The 19920-nt window shown below is 36.7% G+C and carries 19 protein-coding genes; 3 read left to right on the forward strand and 16 right to left on the reverse strand.

Features of this window, described 5'->3' with window-relative positions; translation table 11 throughout:
• Positions 1–19 precede the first annotated feature (19 nt).
• The 4 genes from ACE199_RS03940 to ACE199_RS03955 form a co-directional block, all read right to left on the reverse strand.
• The gene (locus ACE199_RS03940; RefSeq protein ID WP_375348673.1) at positions 20–1000 is read right to left on the reverse strand and encodes a thymidylate synthase; all 981 of its coding nucleotides are present in this window, start codon (positions 998–1000) and stop codon (positions 20–22) included.
• A 189-nt stretch (positions 1001–1189) separates the two neighbouring features.
• Positions 1190–1900, reverse strand: coding sequence for an anthrax toxin lethal factor-related metalloendopeptidase (locus tag ACE199_RS03945; protein WP_375348674.1), 711 nt, complete (start codon positions 1898–1900; stop codon positions 1190–1192).
• A gap of 433 nt (positions 1901–2333) precedes the next feature.
• Positions 2334–3095 carry a TerC family protein gene (locus ACE199_RS03950; protein WP_375348675.1) on the reverse strand — a complete coding sequence of 254 codons (762 nt, stop codon included), beginning with the start codon at positions 3093–3095 and terminating at the stop codon, positions 2334–2336.
• Between the two features lie 274 nt (positions 3096–3369).
• On the reverse strand, positions 3370–3981 hold the full coding sequence (locus ACE199_RS03955; RefSeq protein ID WP_375348676.1) for a YpjP family protein: 612 nt from the start codon (positions 3979–3981) through the stop codon (positions 3370–3372).
• A gap of 502 nt (positions 3982–4483) precedes the next feature.
• Between ACE199_RS03955 and ACE199_RS03960 the strand changes: the two genes are divergently transcribed.
• Positions 4484–4861, forward strand: coding sequence for a DnaJ family domain-containing protein (locus ACE199_RS03960; protein WP_375348677.1), 378 nt, complete (start codon positions 4484–4486; stop codon positions 4859–4861).
• Positions 4862–4896: 35 nt separating this feature from the next.
• On the opposite strand, the gene ACE199_RS03965 is transcribed toward ACE199_RS03960, so the two are convergent.
• The 7 genes from ACE199_RS03965 to ACE199_RS03995 form a co-directional block, all read right to left on the reverse strand.
• Positions 4897–5697: a class I SAM-dependent methyltransferase gene (locus tag ACE199_RS03965; RefSeq protein ID WP_375348678.1), complete on the reverse strand. Its 801-nt coding sequence runs from the start codon at positions 5695–5697 to the stop codon at positions 4897–4899.
• A 65-nt stretch (positions 5698–5762) separates the two neighbouring features.
• A complete protein-coding gene (locus ACE199_RS03970; protein ID WP_127761059.1) occupies positions 5763–6197 on the reverse strand; it encodes a BrxA/BrxB family bacilliredoxin in 435 nt (144 codons plus the stop codon).
• Between the two features lie 142 nt (positions 6198–6339).
• Positions 6340–8025, reverse strand: coding sequence for a dihydroxy-acid dehydratase (gene ilvD, locus ACE199_RS03975; RefSeq protein WP_375348679.1), 1686 nt, complete (start codon positions 8023–8025; stop codon positions 6340–6342).
• Positions 8026–8321: 296 nt separating this feature from the next.
• Positions 8322–9458 (reverse strand): conserved virulence factor C family protein, encoded by a 1137-nt coding sequence (locus ACE199_RS03980; RefSeq protein WP_375348964.1) that lies wholly within the window; start codon positions 9456–9458, stop codon positions 8322–8324.
• Between the two features lie 348 nt (positions 9459–9806).
• Positions 9807–11690, reverse strand: a complete 1884-nt coding sequence (locus tag ACE199_RS03985) for an ABC-F family ATP-binding cassette domain-containing protein (protein WP_375348680.1) — start codon at positions 11688–11690, stop codon at positions 9807–9809.
• Between the two features lie 61 nt (positions 11691–11751).
• On the reverse strand, positions 11752–12234 hold the full coding sequence (locus ACE199_RS03990; protein WP_127761062.1) for a glutathione peroxidase: 483 nt from the start codon (positions 12232–12234) through the stop codon (positions 11752–11754).
• Positions 12235–12264: 30 nt separating this feature from the next.
• A complete protein-coding gene (locus tag ACE199_RS03995) occupies positions 12265–12816 on the reverse strand; it encodes a hypothetical protein (protein ID WP_375348681.1) in 552 nt (183 codons plus the stop codon).
• Positions 12817–12981: 165 nt separating this feature from the next.
• Here ACE199_RS03995 and metA point away from each other — a divergent pair, with 165 nt between their 5' ends.
• A complete protein-coding gene (gene metA, locus ACE199_RS04000) occupies positions 12982–13890 on the forward strand; it encodes a homoserine O-acetyltransferase MetA (RefSeq protein WP_127761064.1) in 909 nt (302 codons plus the stop codon).
• 233 nt (positions 13891–14123) lie between these two features.
• Here the strand turns inward: metA and mntR are convergent, their stop codons facing one another.
• From mntR to ACE199_RS04015, 3 genes are all read right to left on the reverse strand, one after another.
• Positions 14124–14552, reverse strand: a complete 429-nt coding sequence (gene mntR, locus ACE199_RS04005) for a transcriptional regulator MntR (RefSeq protein ID WP_127761065.1) — start codon at positions 14550–14552, stop codon at positions 14124–14126.
• Between the two features lie 198 nt (positions 14553–14750).
• On the reverse strand, positions 14751–15077 hold the full coding sequence (locus tag ACE199_RS04010; protein WP_375348682.1) for a thioredoxin family protein: 327 nt from the start codon (positions 15075–15077) through the stop codon (positions 14751–14753).
• Positions 15078–15093: 16 nt separating this feature from the next.
• Positions 15094–15987, reverse strand: coding sequence for a LysR family transcriptional regulator (locus tag ACE199_RS04015; RefSeq protein ID WP_375348683.1), 894 nt, complete (start codon positions 15985–15987; stop codon positions 15094–15096).
• Between the two features lie 136 nt (positions 15988–16123).
• Here ACE199_RS04015 and ACE199_RS04020 point away from each other — a divergent pair, with 136 nt between their 5' ends.
• Positions 16124–17149, forward strand: coding sequence for a YeiH family protein (locus ACE199_RS04020; protein ID WP_375348684.1), 1026 nt, complete (start codon positions 16124–16126; stop codon positions 17147–17149).
• Between the two features lie 49 nt (positions 17150–17198).
• Here the strand turns inward: ACE199_RS04020 and ku are convergent, their stop codons facing one another.
• Positions 17199–18038 (reverse strand): non-homologous end joining protein Ku, encoded by an 840-nt coding sequence (gene ku / locus ACE199_RS04025; RefSeq protein ID WP_375348685.1) that lies wholly within the window; start codon positions 18036–18038, stop codon positions 17199–17201.
• Positions 18039–18273: 235 nt separating this feature from the next.
• The gene (locus ACE199_RS04030) at positions 18274–19725 is read right to left on the reverse strand and encodes a UDP-N-acetylmuramoyl-L-alanyl-D-glutamate--2,6-diaminopimelate ligase (RefSeq protein ID WP_375348686.1); all 1452 of its coding nucleotides are present in this window, start codon (positions 19723–19725) and stop codon (positions 18274–18276) included.
• Between the last annotated feature and the right edge of the window lie 195 nt (positions 19726–19920).

Genomic DNA, 19920 nt, shown 5'->3' on the forward strand with positions numbered 1-19920 from the left:
AATGTAGGTTCCATTTATATTAGACTGCAATTGGTGCCTTAATAGAAGGATGTGGATTATATCCTTCAATCGTTAAATCTTCTAATTCAATATCAAAAAGCGATTTCTTTTCTGAATTGATTTTTAATGTTGGTAAATCACGCAATTCACGTGATAGTTGTTCTTTGACTTGTTCAATATGATTTAAGTAAATATGAGCATCACCAATTGTGTGTACAAAATCTCCTACTTCTAAATCACATTCATGTGCAATCAAATGAGTAAGTAAAGCATAAGACGGTATATTAAAATTTATTCCTAGGAAAGAATCTCCGCTACGCTGATACAACTGGCAAGAAAGTTTTCCATTCGCTACATAGAATTGAAACATTGCGTGACATGGAGGTAAAGCAGCTTTACTTCCCTTTGCACCTGCATTTACGACATCTTCCGGATTCCATGCATTTACGATAATACGACGGGAATCGGGATTATTTTTAATTTGGTTAATGACATCTTGTAACTGATCAATTTCATTTCCTTCGGAGTCTGTCCAGCGACGCCATTGCTTACCGTACACGTTACCAAGATCACCATATTTTTCAGCAAAAGCATCATCTTCAAGTACACGTTCACAAAAAGCGTGCATTTCCGCTTGGTATACTTTATTAAATTCTTCATCCACTAAACAACGATTGCCGAAGTCTGTCATATCTGGGCCTGTATATTCGTCTGATTCAACCCATTTTTTAAATGCCCACTCGTCCCAAATATGATTATTATTTTGAAGTAAATAGCGGATATTTGTATCCCCTTTAATAAACCATAATAACTCACTTGCAATTAAACGGAATGGGGTACGCTTCGTTGTAAATAAAGGGAAGCCCTTCGATAAGTCAAAGCGCATTTGATAACCAAATACACTAATTGTTCCTGTTCCTGTACGGTCTTCTTTTTTTACACCATTATCTAAAATATACTGTAAAAAATCCAAGTATACTTTTTCTAACTCATTCGTCAATTTACTTCACCTCAGTATGTTTTCACCTTATACATTATATCTAAAAAATTCAACTTTTGTAGAATCTACGGTAGTTTTTATTTTCTCTCTTAAAGTAGATACTTGTTCATTTAAAGCTTTATCCATAGTTATCTGTCTTTCTAATCATCACGATTATAAGATTCTTTTGACCAGTTGTTCAACAAAAAACTAATCTAATTGCTTAATATACATATAAGTTTGTGGAGCTAATCCTTCCAAACGATGACGTTGCTCCGAATTTACATAATACATGGCAAACGTTTCAGCAAAGTATTCCTCTGGATAATCATTGAAATACGTTTGATTTGGAAATAGTGTCCCTACTTCTTTTTTCCAAACACCTAAAAATTCAATATCATCTCGAATACCGTTATAAACAATTTTATCAATGGAATGCGCTAACTCATGAAGCTCTAAATTCACGGAGCCATGTCCATTTCCTTGATCACTTGCTCCAATTTTGACAAACACCGTATGTGAACCGCCCATTCCTGGCACATCATCCCACGTTGTCTCTTCATTCTTATATCCTCTTGGTTGAACTCCTTTTAAATAGGCTGCACTAGAATTCTCCGTTAATCGGCCATTAAACAATTTCACTTTCACTTCTTCATCTACCAATTTATCTAACATCGAGGAGGGTAATCTATAAATCGACTTAACAATCGAGAGAGCCTCTCCTGTATCAAATGAACCTTCTGGAAATAAAAATAACTGCTGCAAATTCTGATGATTTGTGAAGATTTTTTCTTGCTTCAAAGGGTGCTTTTCCGATAATTCATCCCAGCTCACCCCGTCTTCCTTAGCTTGAGACAATGTATAAAAAGAAAACAATCCAATACATATCATAATTAGCATAATCCAATATTTAAATCGCATAGACTATACTCCTTCCCCACTATGTATAATAGATTACAAAAAACAAGTTATTATTCTATTATAACATAATGAGAATCATAGCTTATGGAACTAAATTTTGGAAATTACTTTCAATAGAATGACGCACATTTCTTCTGTCCATACATATATTAAATATAGGTGATCCATTATGAGACGTTATGGCAGACGACCAATAACACAAGAAGAACGAGAACTGGTTGAGGAAATTTTCAATATTTATTCTCTACAAATTTTTTTATTATTCGACCTTTGCTTGTTCACTCTTTTTCTAGGCATTTTATTATTTCCTCTTGTTCCATCACTTTGGCTACTATTCTTTATTCTTTTCCTCTTTTTTATAACTTTTTTTCTTCTTTTAAAACGCCTCGATCATTTCGACAAAAAAAGCTGACCTAGTTGTCAGCTTTTTACATTACGAATGAGTATATTTTTGGTTTTTTCGAAAATGAATAAGAATTGTTCCAGCAAAAATAAGGAAAATAATCACAAAGAACAACGTATGGGAAATGTGAATATTAAATACTGTTAAAAGCATTTTAACAGCAATGAAAGCAATCAATACATAAGCAGCAGATTCAAGCTCGGGAATGCGATCAATGAGCTTTAAGAACACACTTGCCACACCTCGCATCATCAATACACCAAGCATGCCGCCAATTAACAGCACCCACACTTTATCACTTACACCAAAAGCCGCGATGACACTGTCCACTGAAAAAGCAATATCCATCAATTCAACTGCCACAACTGTTCCCCATAATGGACCAAGTAGGCGGATAAGGATACCATTCTGATTTAAGCCTTGCTCTTCCTCTTCACCCGTTTCTCTTCTTTTATCACGGAAATATTTATACGATAACCAAGCTAAGTAAGCCGCTCCTAGTACTTTCACCCACCACAATTTAATTAAGAATACACCGATGCCAATCGCAATGAAACGGAAGAGATACGCACCAAGAAGTCCATAAAACAAAGCTTTTCTTCGTTGTTTTTCAGGCAAATGACGCACCATCACAGCTAATACTAACGCATTATCCGCAGACAACAACCCTTCCATTAACACAAGTGTACCAATTAATCCCCAGCTAACAGGATCTGTTAAAACTTCCACCCACATTTGCCCATCAAAGAATAAAGCATAAGTGCTCATGATGTTATGAAACAATTCCGACATGTTAAACGCTCCTTTTACTCTAAACAAAAAGAAACCTTCACCAGAGAATATTGTATTCGTTCACTGATGAATAGCTAGATTAAGCAAGTATTTATTCGGTAGGCTATATTACTGACATTGTTGATTGCCGACTCGTGAAGAACTTTTAAAAAAGCTGAAAGGCGTGCAAAACGACAGTTTCACACGCACAATCAACAATCTCCATTAACATAACCATTTCTTATATTATTCTATACTAGTATATCACTTTTTACATTTATATACGCTAAAATAATTAAGACACTACCTTGGCACTTCCCCATTTAGGCGGTGTATTCGTATCCCAATAAATGGACCCTAATTCGTAGTGCGTCATAAATGAATCGTGATATGTATGATAATGAAAATTAAACCAATATCCCTCTAATGGAATACGATCTTGGCGAACATGAAAACGAATAAAATCTTCTCCACTTTCCGTATTAAAAATATGAAAAATATTTTCGCTTCTGCCACCACTTGGATTTTTACTAATCGTTAATTGCTGCAATTGTTCATCAGGGAACTGATTAGCGATTTCAACAATTGCTTCTTCTATTTTCGGTAAAATCACCGCTTGAAATTCATCATTAATTTTTGGTTGAATCTTTTCTCCAAATTTTTGATACGCATTTGCTTCTGCCTTCTCTATCAATTCAGCGATACGCTGTTCTCGATTAAAGCTATCTTCTTCTATACCAGCAATCGGTATATACGGTATTTCCTTCTCTTCAAGTGCTCCATCTTTAACATTTTTAATCGTATTCGCTTCTGCTAGCCATGTTAAATTCGATGGAGTCACAAGACCAAATGTTAATATAGAAATTAAAACGACAAGACTTTTACGAAGCCATTTTGTTGCTGCCAACAAAATCCCCCTTTCCATAACACTACCTTTCTTCCTTACAGTATACTCCTAAAAATAGCAAATGACGAATAAATAGTAGCGCAAATTACTGCATTAACCATATTGTGTAACTATTTGGCTATATTAAAAAGCGTACCAAATCACGATTTCGCATAAAGTGAGCAAAAAATCCAAAACGTTCTATAACAGATTCAACTATTCAAACACAAAATGTAAATTAAAGGAATTGAATGGTTCGTATCGAATTAAACTATGTAGAGGATACTTTCATAAGGAGGAGAAAAAGATGGAATGGAGTTTCTTGGCAATCATCCTTTGTATTCTAACGTTAGGTTACTTTATTTATTTATCATTCGCTGATTAATCAAACACTATGCGACCTGTGCCCTATATCCATAAAGCATAGGTTGTTTCATTTTGCTTATGATACGTGCTTACTCCTCCCCAAAACAAATGATATACTAGCTAAAGATGAATTGTATACGGGAGGAGAAAATAAAAAATGGATTTCGTTCATATTATAGCGGAAGAAAAGATTAAACAAGCCATGAATAATGGAGAATTCGACCATTTACCCGGAAAGGGAAAACCTCTTGTCATAGAAGATTTATCAGCTATCCCTCAAGACCTTCGAATGGCATATAGTCTATTAAAAAATGCTAAGATGTTGGACGATGAACAAAACTACCGAAAAGAATTAATGCAAATAGAAGATTTAATTGCTTGCTGTCACGACCCAGAAGAAAAGCTAGTTCTACAACAAAAGCTCAACCAAAAACTCCTTCAATTTAACCAAGTCCTGCAAAAACGAAACACCACGAATAGCAATACTTTTAAAAAATATGATACAAAAATTCAAATGCGCATAAGAAAAAATTAATTCTTTATTTAAATAAGAGCCTGACACCTCATTCATCATTCTAAGATCTCAGGCTCTTGATTCACTTGGAGAAAACCATAATGAAATTTCGCTGTTTTCCGCTTCAATACTTGAAAACCCAATTGCTCAAATCGTAAACTGCGAAAGTGATCTTTCAGTACGACCCGATTCCGAGCAACACGCTTCGCTTCTTCTATAATCGCTTCTGTTAAAGAATGTGTCACCGCAAAATGTGTAAGTGTTCGAATACCATCTGATTCAAGAATGCTTTCTTCAAACATTGGATCAAAATACACCACATCAAAGCTATTATCGGCCATTTGCTTAAGCTCTTCAAAATGATGCATGCACTTCACTTCTACTCGGCGCATCGCTTGAATGATTGAATTATCACCGTCTTCCCATGTGTGTAACCCATGAGCCACAAGAAAAGCAAGAAAACGATTATCCTCTAATGCCACAACTCGACCGCAATCTCCTACAGCAAAACTTGCGACAATCGCATCGGCTCCAAGACCGAGCGTACAATCTAACACGGTGCTGCCAGCTGTAATGTTTCCCGCTACAAGATAAGGGTCACTTTCTCCTTGTAAAAGCCTTTTAATACGGATCATCGCTACATTAGGATGAAAAAAGAAAGGGGCTTGCTCTCCAAAACGATGTAATTCAATACGGTTTTTGCCATATACGATACAATCTGCTCCATTTTCGGCTTCTTGTACCGCTTTTACAGAGCGCTTACGACGCGCGACATACGGAATATCGAGTTCACGTCCTACTTGCTGAGCAATTTCAATGAAATGCTTGTCTGTTCTTCCTGCTGTAGTAATAAACATATAGATAGCTCCTATTTCTACTTAAAAAATGCCTTGTTGCATACACAAGGCATTTTTCCAAACACTTATTTTACATTATCAAATGCAATCAGCAAATTATCTTTAATGGCTTCTAATGAATTGCCTTCAATATCGTGACGTGGAATAAAGTGAACGACTTCTTTCCCTTTTAATATAGCCATTGATGGAGATGAAGGTTCAATTCCAACGAAGTATTCACGCATTTTAGCTGTTGCTTCTTTATCTTGACCAGCAAATACAGTCACAATGTGATCTGGTTTATTGCTAGTCTCTGCAACTGCTTCAGTAGCTGCTGGACGAGCTAAGCCAGCTGCACAGCCGCATACAGAATTTACAACAACAAGTGTTGTTCCTTCTACCGATTCCATAAAGTTTTCAACTTCTTCTACTGTTTGTAATTGTTGAAAACCTGCTTGCACTAATTCTTGACGCATTGGCATGACCATCTGTCTCATATATTCCTCATATGCCATTGACATACTAACATTCCTCCTCAAAAAACAACAATGATAATTATAAGGATACTATACTTTATGAAGATTATGCAAAAATCGCGCTTATCAAAGAAAAACAGCGGCAGAAACGCTAAGTTTCCGCCGCCGTTTCATTGCTGCAGACGTATTAGATTTTCATTACTCCGCCTGTGCTAGCATTCGTAACAAGTTTAGAATAACGTGCTAAGTAGCCTGTTTTTATTTTTGGTTCAAAACCTTTCCAGTTAGCTTTACGGTTTTCAAATTCTTCATCCGAAATCTCTAATGTGATTGTACGGTTTTCTAAATCTAATTCAATGATATCGCCATCCTCAACAAATGCGATTGGGCCGCCTTCCGCTGCTTCTGGAGACATATGACCAATACTGATTCCGCGTGATGCACCTGAGAAACGTCCATCTGTAATTAAGCCAACTTTCGCTCCAAGACCCATTCCTGCGATTTGCGAAGTAGGTGCCAGCATTTCCGGCATACCTGGTCCACCTTTTGGACCTTCATAGCGAATAACAACAACATGACCTTCTTTAATCTGACCTTTCGCAATGCCCCGTAATGCATCTTCTTGTGAATCAAAGCAAATAGCAGGGCCTCTGTGATAGCCGCCTACTGATTTATCAACAGCTCCTACTTTAATAATAGAGCCGTTCGGTGCAAGGTTACCAAATAATACAGCAAGACCTCCACGCTCTGAATGTGGATTATCTAATGGACGAATAACATCCTTGTCCAAAATTTCACAGCCTGCTACATTTTCACGAAGTGTTTTTCCTGTTACTGTAATACGATCACCATTGAAAGCACCTGGCTTTTTCAATAGTTCGTTAATGATTGCACTTACGCCGCCAGCATTGTGTACATCTTCAATATGGTAGTCTGAAGCTGGAGCAATTTTCGCAAGATGCGGTACACGATTTGCTATTTCATTAATGCGCTCAATTGGGTATTCGAATCCAGCTTCATGAGCTAATGCCAATGTATGAAGAACCGTATTCGTTGATCCGCCCATTGCCATATCTAAAGCAAACGCATTGTCAATTGCATCGATTGTTACGATATCGCGAGGTTTAATATCTAATTTAATTAATTCCATTAATTGCTTAGCAGATTTTTTAACAAACTCTTTACGGTCTTCTGATACAGCTAAGATCGTACCGTTACCAGGAAGAGCAAGCCCTAAACCTTCAGCTAAACAGTTCATGGAGTTCGCTGTAAACATTCCTGAACAAGAGCCGCATGTTGGGCAACCGTATTGTTCAAGCTCTAATAAAGCTTCATCGTCAATTTTGCCGACTTGGTGAGCACCTACTCCTTCAAAAACAGAAGATAAGGAAAGCGGTTTCCCATTTTTATCTTTACCAGCTTTCATCGGTCCTCCGCTAACAAACATCGTTGGGATATTCACACGAAGAGCACCCATCATCATACCTGGTGTAATCTTATCACAGTTTGGAATACAAACCATTCCGTCAAACCAGTGCGCAGAAACAACCGTTTCAAGAGAATCTGCGATAATTTCACGACTTGGCAGTGAATAACGCATTCCAATATGTCCCATTGCAATTCCGTCATCTACACCGATTGTATTAAATTCGAATGGTACTCCGCCCGCTTCGCGAATGGCTTCTTTTACAATTTTACCAAATTCCTGTAAATGTACATGTCCAGGAACAATATCAATATAAGAGTTACAAACCGCAATAAACGGTTTACCGAAATCGTCTTCTTTAACGCCGGCTGCACGCAATAAGCTGCGGTGTGGAGCACGGTCGAAACCTTTTTTAATCATGTCACTTCTCATTTTTGGTTTAGACATTTGATGTGATACCCCCAATTTAAACTAAAATGTTTGATTACTTAGTGTAGTTCAACCATTCACTATTCTCTAAAAATTCTAACATATTTGAAGACAAATGCAACCGTTGTACTCTTAAAAAGTGCTTTACCCAAAAATAAATAAGTAAAAAACACGACTTATCGCTCCTAATGGCGAAAGTCGAAGTCTTTTCTCACACTTTAATCCTTTAGAAAAGTTAAACTTCTTAAAAAATAAGAAAGTAACCGCGAAGGCTACTTTTTTATTTTTCCTTTATCATAAGATTTTCATAAAACTTATCTCTCATCCGCTTGTCTTGCTTCCGTCATTTGCTTCCAAACAGAACCTTTTGCTGCTTCTCCATTTTCAATGCGGTCAATCGCCATCTTTACTTGTAGTGCGACTTCAAACTCTGGATCTTTCTCTGCTTGTTTTAAAGCAGGCAGCACTGACTCATTTCCTGCTTCATAGAGAAACATTGCTGCTCTCCATCTGACAAGCTTATTTTTATCCGCTAATGCTTGCGCCATTTCATCCATCGCTTCTTCAAATCCTAAATCAGACAGACAATCACCCGCTGTTCTTCTAACAGCTGCACTAGAATCTTTCAACGCTTTATACAAACTTGGTAAAACTTTCAAATCCTCAATCATTCCTAAATACACAACGGCTAGACGACGAATAGACACTTTGTTATCATCTAATGCTTTTTCAAGTAGAGGAATATCTTCCACGGTCGGATCTTCCATTTGCTCTAATGCTTGATAGCGTTTTTCCCAATTTTCATCATCAAGCATATCTGCAGTAAGTTTGATTTTAGGTCGCTTAACGATTGGATCTTTTTTATCCTGTGCCTCCTGTGCAGCTGCGACTAATTGATTGACTCGTTCCTCTGGATAAGCAGCGACAAGCTCATCTGCTACCTCTTTTCCGATTTCCTCCATATCTCCATAGCGTACTCCATAATCTTTCCATTTACGAAGCATCACAACATTGTCATCTTCTTTTTGAGCAGCTGCTACCGCTTTAACAAAATAATCCGGCAGGGCAAATCGTTTCTCACTATTTCCATCACTTATTTTGATTTGCATTGGAATGCCTTTAAATTGTTGAATCATGACCGTTACTTCACCGAAATGTTCAAGCATCGCTGTTTGCTGCGACTGCTCAGCTGTTTCCTCACCAAACACTTGACGAATTTGAACTAATATATCTTTCCAATCATATTTGGCATTTCGCTCTACAGCTAGAAAATCGGCTACATGATACACGCCTTTCACACCGTCAATTTTAAAGAGCTCTTGAATAAGTGCCGGTGCTTGATCCGCCCCATCTTTTTTATAATTGTTGCTTTTACCAGCTGGCAGTTCTTCTGTTAAATTAATTTTCATTGTATTTGGACTTGGTGTAGGTTCAATTGATTTAATTTGCATCATTTACTCTCCTTCATTCACACGTTGTTCGCTCCATCGATTTTATCATATTCAACGGAGAATCTCATGCAATCCGGACTGACCGAAAAGAAGGGCGCTATCTAAGAAACCCCTAAAATAAAAAACATTAACGAAAATCTAATGGAGAACTCTAGTCCTTTGCTGGATTTTGTTATTCAGGGATCTGATGAACGACATTTCCCTAGCTGGATTTCTCGATTTTTGTTCTTAAACATAATTTATTGAGGACAGTAAAAAAGTAATAATCTGAGGAGAATAATTGTTCAACTAAACGGGAAGGCTGCCCCGAAAGTCATTTTCATGATTTTTTGGGCAGCCTTCTCACTGTTATTCCTCTTCCAGCTTCTCTGCTAAATATGTCCATCTTTCCATCATATATTCTAACTTTTCATTTAGTTCACGTTCTTCTTCTACGAGCACATGAATCTTTCCAAAATCACTTCCGGCTGCTGCCATTTCCTCAGTAATTTCCGCCAGTCTTTGTTCTACTTCTTCCATCTTGCCCTCAATCTCTTCCCATTCCTTCGTTTCAGCATACGTTAATTTCTTCTTTTTCTTTTCGGTACGCTTTTGGACAGGAGGCGCCTCAACTGCCTTTTCCACAATCACTTCTTCTGTTTTTTCTTCTAAAAACTCTGAATAGCTACCGTAATAAAATTGGATATCTGCTTTTTTCTTAAACACAAACAATTGCTGACACGTTTTATCTAAGAAATAGCGATCATGCGACACGGTAATGACAACGCCCGCAAATGTTTCTAAATAATCTTCAAGCACCGTTAATGTTTGCGTATCTAAATCATTGGTCGGTTCATCTAGCAGTAAAACATTTGGAGCTGACATTAAAATGCTTAATAAATAAAGACGACGTTTCTCTCCGCCTGATAGCTTACGAATCGGTGTCCCATGCGTATGCATTGGAAACAAGAAACGCTCAAGCATTTGCGCCGCTGAAATATGACTTCCATCTTTCAATTGAATTGAATCAGCCGTTTCACGAATATATTCAATCATTCGCATATTTTCATCCATATCGACATTTTCCTGTGTATAATAGCCGATTTTGACCGTTTGCCCAACTTCTATTTCACCAGCATCAATCGTTTCGCGACCTGCTAATATATTTAGTAACGTTGATTTACCGCTGCCATTGCTTCCAACAATTCCAATTCGATCTCCTGGTTTAAAAAGAAACGAAAAATTCTCGATAATAGGTTCCGGCCCAAAGGACTTCGAAATCGACTTTAGTTCCAGCACCTTTTTCCCAAGCCTTGCTCCACTTAACTCCATTTCTAGTTGATCGTTATTACCTTTATGCTTTAAACCAGCCTCTAGAGACTCAAATCGTTGAATTCTCGCCTTTTGTTTCGTTGTTCTTGCTTTTGCTCCTGTACGAATCCAGGCTAATTCTTTTTTAAACAAGCTTTCTTTTTTACCGCGCTCAATCGACTCATTTTCTTCACGAATGGCTTTAGCTTCTAAAAAGGCCGCATAATTTCCCTTGTATTCAAAAAGGCGACTGTTTGCTATTTCCCAAATTTTGTTAGAAACATTGTCCAGGAAATAACGATCATGCGTAACGAATAAAACAGCGCGAGGATATTTCACTAAATAATCCTCAAGCCACTTAATACTGTCGTAATCTAAATGGTTTGTCGGCTCATCCAAAATCAATAAATCCGGTGTCTCAATTAGCGTCTTGGCAAGTGCTACTCGCTTCTTCTGGCCACCTGATAATTGTCCTAATGTTTTTGAATAATCCTGCATTCCAAGCTTCGATAAAACAGTTCTCGCATTCGCACTTGTATCCCATGCATTTAGTGCATCCATTTCCTGCTGTTCTTGTAATAAGCGATTTTGAAGAGTTGAATTTTCCGGATCGTTTTGTAACTCGACAAGTGTTTTTTCATATTTTCTAATTAATGAAAAAATCGGAGTATCACTTGCAAACATATATTCCATCATCGTTAACGATTCATCAAAATTCGGATCTTGCGATAAATAAGAAATGCGATAATCATTGGGATGAGTTTTCTCGCCTATATCGCTCTCTTCCTTGCCTGCAATAATATTTAATAACGTCGATTTCCCCGTTCCATTAATACCAACAATCCCTATCTTTTCTCCTTCTGAAACCGAAAAAGAAATATCTTTAAAAAGCACCTTTTCACCTTGTGTTTTCGTTACTTTCTCCATGCTAAACACTTTCATATCGTCTATCCCATTCCCCAATCTATTAGTTATAACCTAGTAAAGGTCTATTGTTCCCTCATTATTTATGCAAACATTTCTTGATATCTTCTTCCATTTCAAACGGTTTTGTTTGAGGAGCATAACGGCTTACAATCTCTCCTTCTCGATCAATTAAAAATTTCGTAAAATTCCACTTAATCGATTTGGACCCCATCATTCCGGGTGCATGTTCAGTTAAATAGTCAAACAATGGATGAGCCTGTTTTCCATTTACATGTACTTTCTCAAAGATAGGGAAAGTAACTCCATGATTTAATTTGCAATACGTATCAATTTCTAATGAATCTCCAGGCTCTTGACCAAGAAACTGATTACATGGAAAACCTAAAATGACTAGACCTTCTTCTTTATAGCGCTCATACAACTTTTGCAAATCTCCATATTGAGGAGAAAACCCACATTTACTTGCCGTATTGACAATAACAATAACCTTTCCTGCATATTCCTCAAGCCAAATTTTCTCACCATTGATTTTATTTACTTCGAAATGATAGATAGACACGCTAATCTCTCCCAACTATATAAGTTGATACTACTGATTCATGCCTTTTTTAAAAAACGTTTCCATCCATTGCAGCGATTGAATTAAGTACTCAATCATATCGACTAAGTCATCGATTTGGTCTTCCTTCACCAGCCTATCAAAAGAAATCGTAAAGGTCGAAGAGAAGGACTTCTGCTTTGTATTCATCATAGTAGCCACTGTTGTCCAAGCAATTGATCGTTGTTCACCCCAAATGCCTGCTAAACCTGTTAATATAGATACCGCCTGCTCTTTTGTTAACTGCTCCAGCAAATTCACAAAAATCTCTACGGTTGAACCATTCGAACTTTCGTTACTATACCCCTCTAATAACTCCGAGCCTAAATTTTCAAGCGAAGCTGACAGACGGATACCTCCACTGACTTTCTTATGTATACGCGGTTCCTTTAATTCAAATTCTATCGAATACTGTCGTGACAGCGTAGCCAGATTCATCAAATCATCTCGTTTAATCACAAGAAGATCCCCATAAAAATCCCGGTCATACACCGCTCCCTCCAGTATTACTTTCATATTATCAAATGCCGTTGGGTCAAACAAATACTCATTCACCTCATTTTTATTTACAATAAGCTTATATTCTTCATTTTACCACGTTATAACACATCCACCTCTATAAGAATTTGTAAAAAACCCTTTCCTATTTTTCAATATTCTATATAATAGAAATATTATTAATTTAATCGTGGGTAAAGGGGGAGAACTATGCCAATCAAAATTCCTGGCCAATTGCCAGCAAAAGAAATATTAGAACAAGAAAACATTTTTGTTATGGACGAACAGCGTGCGACTAGTCAAAATATTCGCCCTTTAAATATATTAATCTTAAATTTAATGCCTGAAAAAGAAAAAACAGAAGTGCAACTACTTCGTTTTTTAGGCAATACACCACTTCAAGTGAATATTTCATTCCTACGTCTTAGCACGCATAATTCTAAAAATACAAGCAAGCTTCACTTAGATCAATTTTATAAACCATTTTCTGAAGTCAAACACAAAAGATACGATGGCTTAATCATTACAGGAGCTCCCGTTGAAAAACTTCCATTTGAAGACGTCAACTACTGGGAAGAGCTGAAAGACATTATGAATTGGTCAAAAGACAATGTCACATCTACTCTACATATTTGTTGGGGTGCTCAAGCCGCATTGTACCATCATTACGGCATTCACAAATACGAATTACCACAAAAATGCTTTGGTGTATACAAACATGAAGTCCTGTTGCCAAACGAAAACCTTGTTCGAGGCTTTGATGATTTCTTTTTGGCTCCGCATTCACGCTATACAGATATTGATTATGCAAAAATCAAAAACCATCCTGAGCTAAAAATTTTAGCTGAATCTGATCAAGCTGGTGTTTTAATCGCTTCTTCCAAAGATGGTAAAAACATTATGATTACAGGTCATTTTGAATATGATGCAACAACACTTGCTGATGAATATCACCGCGATCATGAACGCGGCATTTTTACACAGCTGCCTGAAAATTATTTTCCACAAGATAACCCTGATAACACACCTTTACATCGCTGGAAAAGTCATTGCAGCTTAATGTTTTCTAACTGGTTAAATTATTACGTATATCAATTAACTCCATTCGAATGGGATTGAAAAGGAAAGATTAATCAAAAACCTATTCTAATATAAGAAACGAGCTAATTAGCATAATTATGTAAAAAAATTGACACAGTTATGCCTCAATTCAGCATGTTCTTATGCTAAATTCGCTGCATTCTTAATGCATGAAAAGAGCGTAACTCAAAGGTCGAATAGATGCCTTTTGAGTCATGCTCTTTTTAATAATTCCTCATCATCTACAATAAAAAAAGCCGTATATAACGGCCTTATTTAGTGTTTTCTTCATTTCTTTTTTGAATTGCTCGCAAATCTGCGATACGCTGAGGAGACTCTTCAAAATATTCAACAAGATCTCCTACGCGATCAATGGAATCCCAACTAAGGTGATGCTCAATTCCTTCTACATCTTGATAAATATTTTCTTCCTTCACACCTATTAAGCGTAACATTTGCTCTAACAGCTCATGGCGATATACAAGACGTTGGCCGATTTTTCGACCATTTGCCGTCAAAACAAGCCCTCGATACTTTTCGTAAATTAAATATTTTTCTTGATCTAACTTCTGAACCATTTTCGTAACAGAAGATGGGTGAACAGACAAGTTTTCCGCAATATCAGAAACCCTCGCATATCCTTTTTCTTCAATTAATAAGTAAATTTGTTCTATGTAATCCTCCATGCTCGGTGTAGGCATCTAGAATCCTCCCATTCAAACGCATATAAAAAAAATTGTACTATAGATATATCCTTGAGACAAGAATCACGTTGTCCAAACTATTCTAATGATGCCATATTTTATATACACTGTACAGCCGCAGGTGGCTTTATCACTTACTATTTGGACTTGTATAGCCATAACTAACGTTCGTTCAGAAAAGGAGCTCGCATAAAACTATAGCTCTAGCTCTTCTTCATATATTTGAAGTACATGCTCTAATTCATCGAAGCGAACAAATCGAGAAATTCTGTACCTTTCCTTCCCTTCTACAAATAGAAGGAGAGTAGGTGCTGAAAAAACTACATATTCAGACGCCATTTCTGGCACATCTTCCTTAAAAACATACATCGCTTTAACCCTTGAATATGATTTCAATAGCTCACTCATTTTGAATTGAACAGCTTCGCATACACCGCAGTTTCCTGCCTTAATCAATAGAAGAACTAATGGACTTCCTTGAATTGTTTCCTTTATTTCATTTAAATTCATCATTTTCTGCATATAATCCCCCCGCTTCTCACTCCATCCAAAGAACAAACTCCTCCATTGTACTTTGGAAAACATGAAGCGCTTTCGATGTTTCGGCATTCTTATTTTTTATAATGGAAAAAGGTCTTTTTATTTTGTGATTTTTAATATAGAGCGCATGTAATAGATTGGTTTCTAACTCACTATTCACTGCCCATCGAGATAATAAAGCAATCCCGAGTCCCGCTTTGACCGCTTCTTTTACTCCTTGATTACTGCTAAAAATGAAAGAACGTTTAATGGTTAAATTCAAATCATCAATCAATTTATCCATATATGTTCGCGTTCCTGAACCTTGTTCTCTTAAAATCCACACTTGATCTTGGAGCAAATCCTTTTCGATTAAACTTTTTTGAGAGAAAGGATTTGGGTTTGGTACAACAACAAGCATCTCATCTTCCATAAAAGGTTCAATTATTAAATCATCAAACTGCGCTTCTCCTTCAATTAAGCCTATATCTAATTCATTCATTTGCACTCCATGAGTCACTTCATCCGTGTTAGAAATAATCGTTTCAATATTGACAAGAGGATATTGAGCCGCGTACTTCGCTAATACCTTCGGGAGAATATACTCTCCGATTGTGAAACTGGCCCCTACTCGTAATTTCCCCGTTACAATATGCTGTAAATCATGAATTTCATGCTTTGCTTCTTCATAATGTACTAAAATCTGCTTAGCATGTTTATATAAAATGACTCCCGCTTCTGTAAGGCTTACTTGCTTAGGTGAACGATGAATCAACTTAGCCCCTAATTCATTTTCTAAATTTTTAATATGCAAACTAACATTGGGCTGCGAAATATGCAATAGCTCTGCTGCACGAGTAAAGTTCTTTTGTTCAATAACTGTTACAAACACCTTCATTACATCTACAATCATATATAAACTCCTATCCAATCACTTCAATCATTAGTTTTTTTAATACTTACTATATTATATATATATTTAACTAATGAAAGAAAGCACTTTATAGTTTAGATAAGAAAGTGCAAACCGCTATGTTGGAGTGATTAAAATGCAGCAGCCGTACACCAAAGAACAGCAGAAAAAAATATTCTTTTTTAGAGGGATTGGATTAACATTCGTTATTGCTCTATTTGCTAAATGTTTAGCATGGCTCCCTTTTTTCAATATGATGGGGCAACTCGTAATAGCGATTTTAATAGGAATGACGTGGCGAGCTGTGTTCAAAGTACCCGATGTTTTATTAGCCGGTGCGAATTTTTCGAGTAAAAAACTACTTCGTGTTGGCATTATTTTATTAGGAATGCGGCTTAATTTCGTTGATATGATAGATGCGGGCCCTAACGTTTTTGTTCTTGCTGTTATTAATATTATCCTTACTTTGATTATCGTGTATGGATTAGCTCGACTTTTTAAAGTAGATGAAAATTTAGGAATCTTAACAGCCTGCGGAACGGCCATCTGTGGAGCTGCCGCTGTTGTAGCCGTTGCTCCACAACTAAAAGCAAAGGATAATGAAATAGCCATTGCCGCTGCAACGGTAGCAATTTTAGGAACCATTTTTACAATGAGTTACACCGTACTCTATCCTATTATGCATTTAAGCGCACACGGTTATGGTATTTTTTCCGGTGCCACTTTACATGAAATTGCGCATGTCATTGCCGCTGCTGAACCTGCGGGAAAGGACGCTATCGATACAGCCATCATTGTGAAATTAACAAGAGTCGCATTGCTCGTTCCAGTAGCTATTGTCATTGGAATATGGATGAATCGTTCAAAAAATAATAAAAAAGATACAACTTCATGGACACCGATTCCAATTCCATGGTTCATTTTTGGATTTTTAGCTATGAGCGTAATTAATTCTTTAGGCATTATTCCAGCTTATTTAGTCCATTACATTATTCTTCTTGCTTATACATTCATCGCAATGGCTATGGCTGGCTTAGGTTTAAATGTTGATATCGTTATTTTTAGAAAATTAGGATTTAAACCGTTTAGTGCAGGATTAATCGGCTCTATTTTGCTATCAATTTTGGGATATGTACTGATGCATCTTTTGAATTTAGTTTAAACTTTACAAACAAAAGGCTACCTTCCTTTCATTCAGAAGGTAACCTTTTTTAGCTCGTTGCCTTTTTCGTTTTAGAAGTCGATTTCGCTTTTGGCGATTTCTCCGGTTTTGTTTGTTCAATGCTCTTATTTAAAGCTTCCATAATACTTATGATATTTTCCTTGTCCGGATTTATAACAGATTTTACTTGGACATCTTCTTTCTCGATTTTTGTCTCAATCAAATCAAGTAAAGCTGTTCGGTATTCATCTTTATAGTCTTCGGGCACGAACGGTACCGTTAACTGATTAATAAGAGTAGTTGCTGCAATAAGTTCCTTCATTTGAATCGTTACTTGTTCTTCAGAAGGCAGGTTAGACACCTGTTGAATCGAACGTACCTCGTCTGGATAATGAATGGTTTCAAGGATAAGTCCATGTTTATATACACGAATGATAGCTAAATGCTGTCGGCTGCGCAGTGAAATTTTTACGATACCGATTTTTCCAGTTCTCTCTAACGCTTGTCGAAGAAGGACATAGGTTCTTTCAGAGCCCTCCATTGGATTAATAAAGTACGAACGTTCAAAATAAATCGGATCAATTTCCTCTAATTGTACAAAGGAAATCAGGTCAACTGACTCCACTTCGTATTCTCGCTTTAAATTACTTAACTCTTCTTCACTGACAATAACGTATTTGTTAGCACCATATTGATAAGCCTTGACAATATCCTCAGGCTCAACCGGTCCTTCTTCGCACCCCGGGGCTACCTTTTCATATTGAATCGGCACAAGACAATCTTTATGGATCCCAATAAGCTTAACGTCTTTGTCTTCAATAGCACTGTGAAGTTTAATCCCTATATTGACCAAACCAAACGATAGATTGCCTTTCCAAACTGTATGCATGCGATCACCTATACTCTTTTTCCATTACTATGTCCTAACACAAGAAAAACATAACCAATCATGCATCCCATTTCTCTTTTTCGCAGGCTTATCATGCTCATTGTTGAAAAACATATTGAACAGTTTATCTGAAGTTGCTGGTAATTGGAATCATTACAGTTGAATTCCCCCATCTATTAATGAAGATTTACGTTTTCTCCAAGGATACAAGATTTATCAGTCTCAGCATCACTTATTATAAAAATACTTCTCCCTCATTTAATTGTTGGAAGATATATTGAACAGTTTCTATATCGGAAGCTGTCGGTAATTCGAATTGTTGTTGATACGTTTCGGCACCCTTCCCTGTAATGAAAACCCAGTCCCCTTCATCCACTTGATCCAAAACGTTTTTTATTGCTAAAGTACGGTCAGGTATGACAGATCCGCTTTGACTTAACTTATAAAGATCTTGCTCCATATCGTCATAAGAAACACCATTCAAATCATCTAAAGTAAGAACACTACTATCACTGAATGTTTGAGAAAGATTCACCATTTCTCTACGTTTATCGGTATCCCTATTTCCTCTAAAGCCATAGATATGAAACACCCGTTTAGCCCCCTCGTCTCTGGCAGTTTGCAAGCAGTGATAGAAAGCATCGGCAGTGTGAGCATAATCAATTACAATAGTCGCTCCATTATTAGGATGCTGCATCATTTCAAACCTGCCGGGAACACCAGGGAACATTTCTAATGCCTGAATAATTTGGCTGCTAGGAAGACCAATTTTTTGAGCCGTTAAAAAAGCCATGGAAGCATTCAGAATGTTGTGATACCCTAACATCTTGAGATTTAGGTTAAAACTTTGGTTCCTTTCGAAAATCAATGTAAAAATATCGGATTTTATCTTATCAATTTTTAAATGATGGTGGCTTCCATCCCCTATGATACATATATCTTCATCCTTTAGGTTTAGAAGATTCACCAACTTTTCTCCCCAACTGTTATAATGATTAACAATCGCTTTCCCATGAGGTTTTAATTGATTGAACAATTTGGCTTTCACTAGAAAATATTCATCCATATCATGATGGTAATCGAGGTGGTCATGATCCAAATTGGTAAATAAACAGTAGTCAAACTCCACGCCTTCTACTCGGTATTGTGCTAGGCCATGGGACGAAACTTCCATAATAACAAATTCATCTTCACTTAACGCAAGCAGTCTCTGCAATTCAAGAGTATCAGGAGTAGTGTTTTGAGAAGGAGAAACTTGACCATTTATAACATTGTGTACCGTACCAAATACGGAACACGTTCGGCCTAACGCCTCCAAGATATATTTGAGCATAAAAGCGGTAGTCGTTTTACCATTTGTACCTGTTATCCCAATTAAAATCTTCTTTCGTGAAGGGTGTTCATAAAATTGACAAGCTAGTTTAGCTAAAGCTAAACGGCTGTTAGATACTTTAATATAAGGAACAAGTAAATCCTTCAAGTCTTTTTCTCCCACGATTACACTGGCTCCAGCTTTTATAGCCGCTTCAATGAAATCATGACCATCCACCCTGTAACCTGGGATTGCAACAAATACCTCATTTGGTCTTACAGCAGCTGAGTTAGTACTTATCCCCTCAATATTCATATTAGGAATAGATTCATCTGCAAGATTTTCAACACACTCTAATAGGATGTTTAATTTCAATTCCTTCTCACTCCTGAATTTATATAATGGTTGATGATTTTTGGGAATTCGTTGAAATTTTCCTCTTTCTATTTAAAAGAATTTACTTTATTTATAACCAATTACAAAATTCATAACCAAAAAATATAAGCTTCTTCAGCACGTAGACAGATTATTCTTTTCTTAGCTTTTTACGCTTTAGAAAAATAAAAAATG

Origin of the sequence: Peribacillus sp. Hz7 (assembly GCF_042136355.1) — a bacterium.
Classification (GTDB): Bacteria; Bacillota; Bacilli; order Bacillales; family DSM-1321; genus Peribacillus; species Peribacillus asahii_A.

Excerpts from the sequence above, each read along its gene's own strand:
- ACE199_RS04010 (WP_375348682.1), bottom strand. The coding sequence starts at position 15,077 with ATGCAGAAAATGATGAATTTAAATGAAATAAAGGAAACAATTCAAGGA.
- ACE199_RS03960 (WP_375348677.1), top strand. The coding sequence starts at position 4,484 with ATGGATTTCGTTCATATTATAGCGGAAGAAAAGATTAAACAAGCCATG.
- ACE199_RS03970 (WP_127761059.1), bottom strand. The coding sequence starts at position 6,197 with ATGTCAATGGCATATGAGGAATATATGAGACAGATGGTCATGCCAATG.
- ACE199_RS03950 (WP_375348675.1), bottom strand. The coding sequence starts at position 3,095 with ATGTCGGAATTGTTTCATAACATCATGAGCACTTATGCTTTATTCTTT.
- ACE199_RS03985 (WP_375348680.1), bottom strand. The coding sequence starts at position 11,690 with ATGAAAGTGTTTAGCATGGAGAAAGTAACGAAAACACAAGGTGAAAAG.
- ACE199_RS04015 (WP_375348683.1), bottom strand. The coding sequence starts at position 15,987 with ATGATTGTAGATGTAATGAAGGTGTTTGTAACAGTTATTGAACAAAAG.
- ACE199_RS04020 (WP_375348684.1), top strand. The coding sequence starts at position 16,124 with ATGCAGCAGCCGTACACCAAAGAACAGCAGAAAAAAATATTCTTTTTT.
- ilvD (WP_375348679.1), bottom strand. The coding sequence starts at position 8,025 with ATGTCTAAACCAAAAATGAGAAGTGACATGATTAAAAAAGGTTTCGAC.
- ACE199_RS03945 (WP_375348674.1), bottom strand. The coding sequence starts at position 1,900 with ATGCGATTTAAATATTGGATTATGCTAATTATGATATGTATTGGATTG.
- ku (WP_375348685.1), bottom strand. The coding sequence starts at position 18,038 with ATGCATACAGTTTGGAAAGGCAATCTATCGTTTGGTTTGGTCAATATA.
- ACE199_RS03965 (WP_375348678.1), bottom strand. The coding sequence starts at position 5,697 with ATGTTTATTACTACAGCAGGAAGAACAGACAAGCATTTCATTGAAATT.
- metA (WP_127761064.1), top strand. The coding sequence starts at position 12,982 with ATGCCAATCAAAATTCCTGGCCAATTGCCAGCAAAAGAAATATTAGAA.
- mntR (WP_127761065.1), bottom strand. The coding sequence starts at position 14,552 with ATGCCTACACCGAGCATGGAGGATTACATAGAACAAATTTACTTATTA.
- ACE199_RS03980 (WP_375348964.1), bottom strand. The coding sequence starts at position 9,458 with ATGCAAATTAAATCAATTGAACCTACACCAAGTCCAAATACAATGAAA.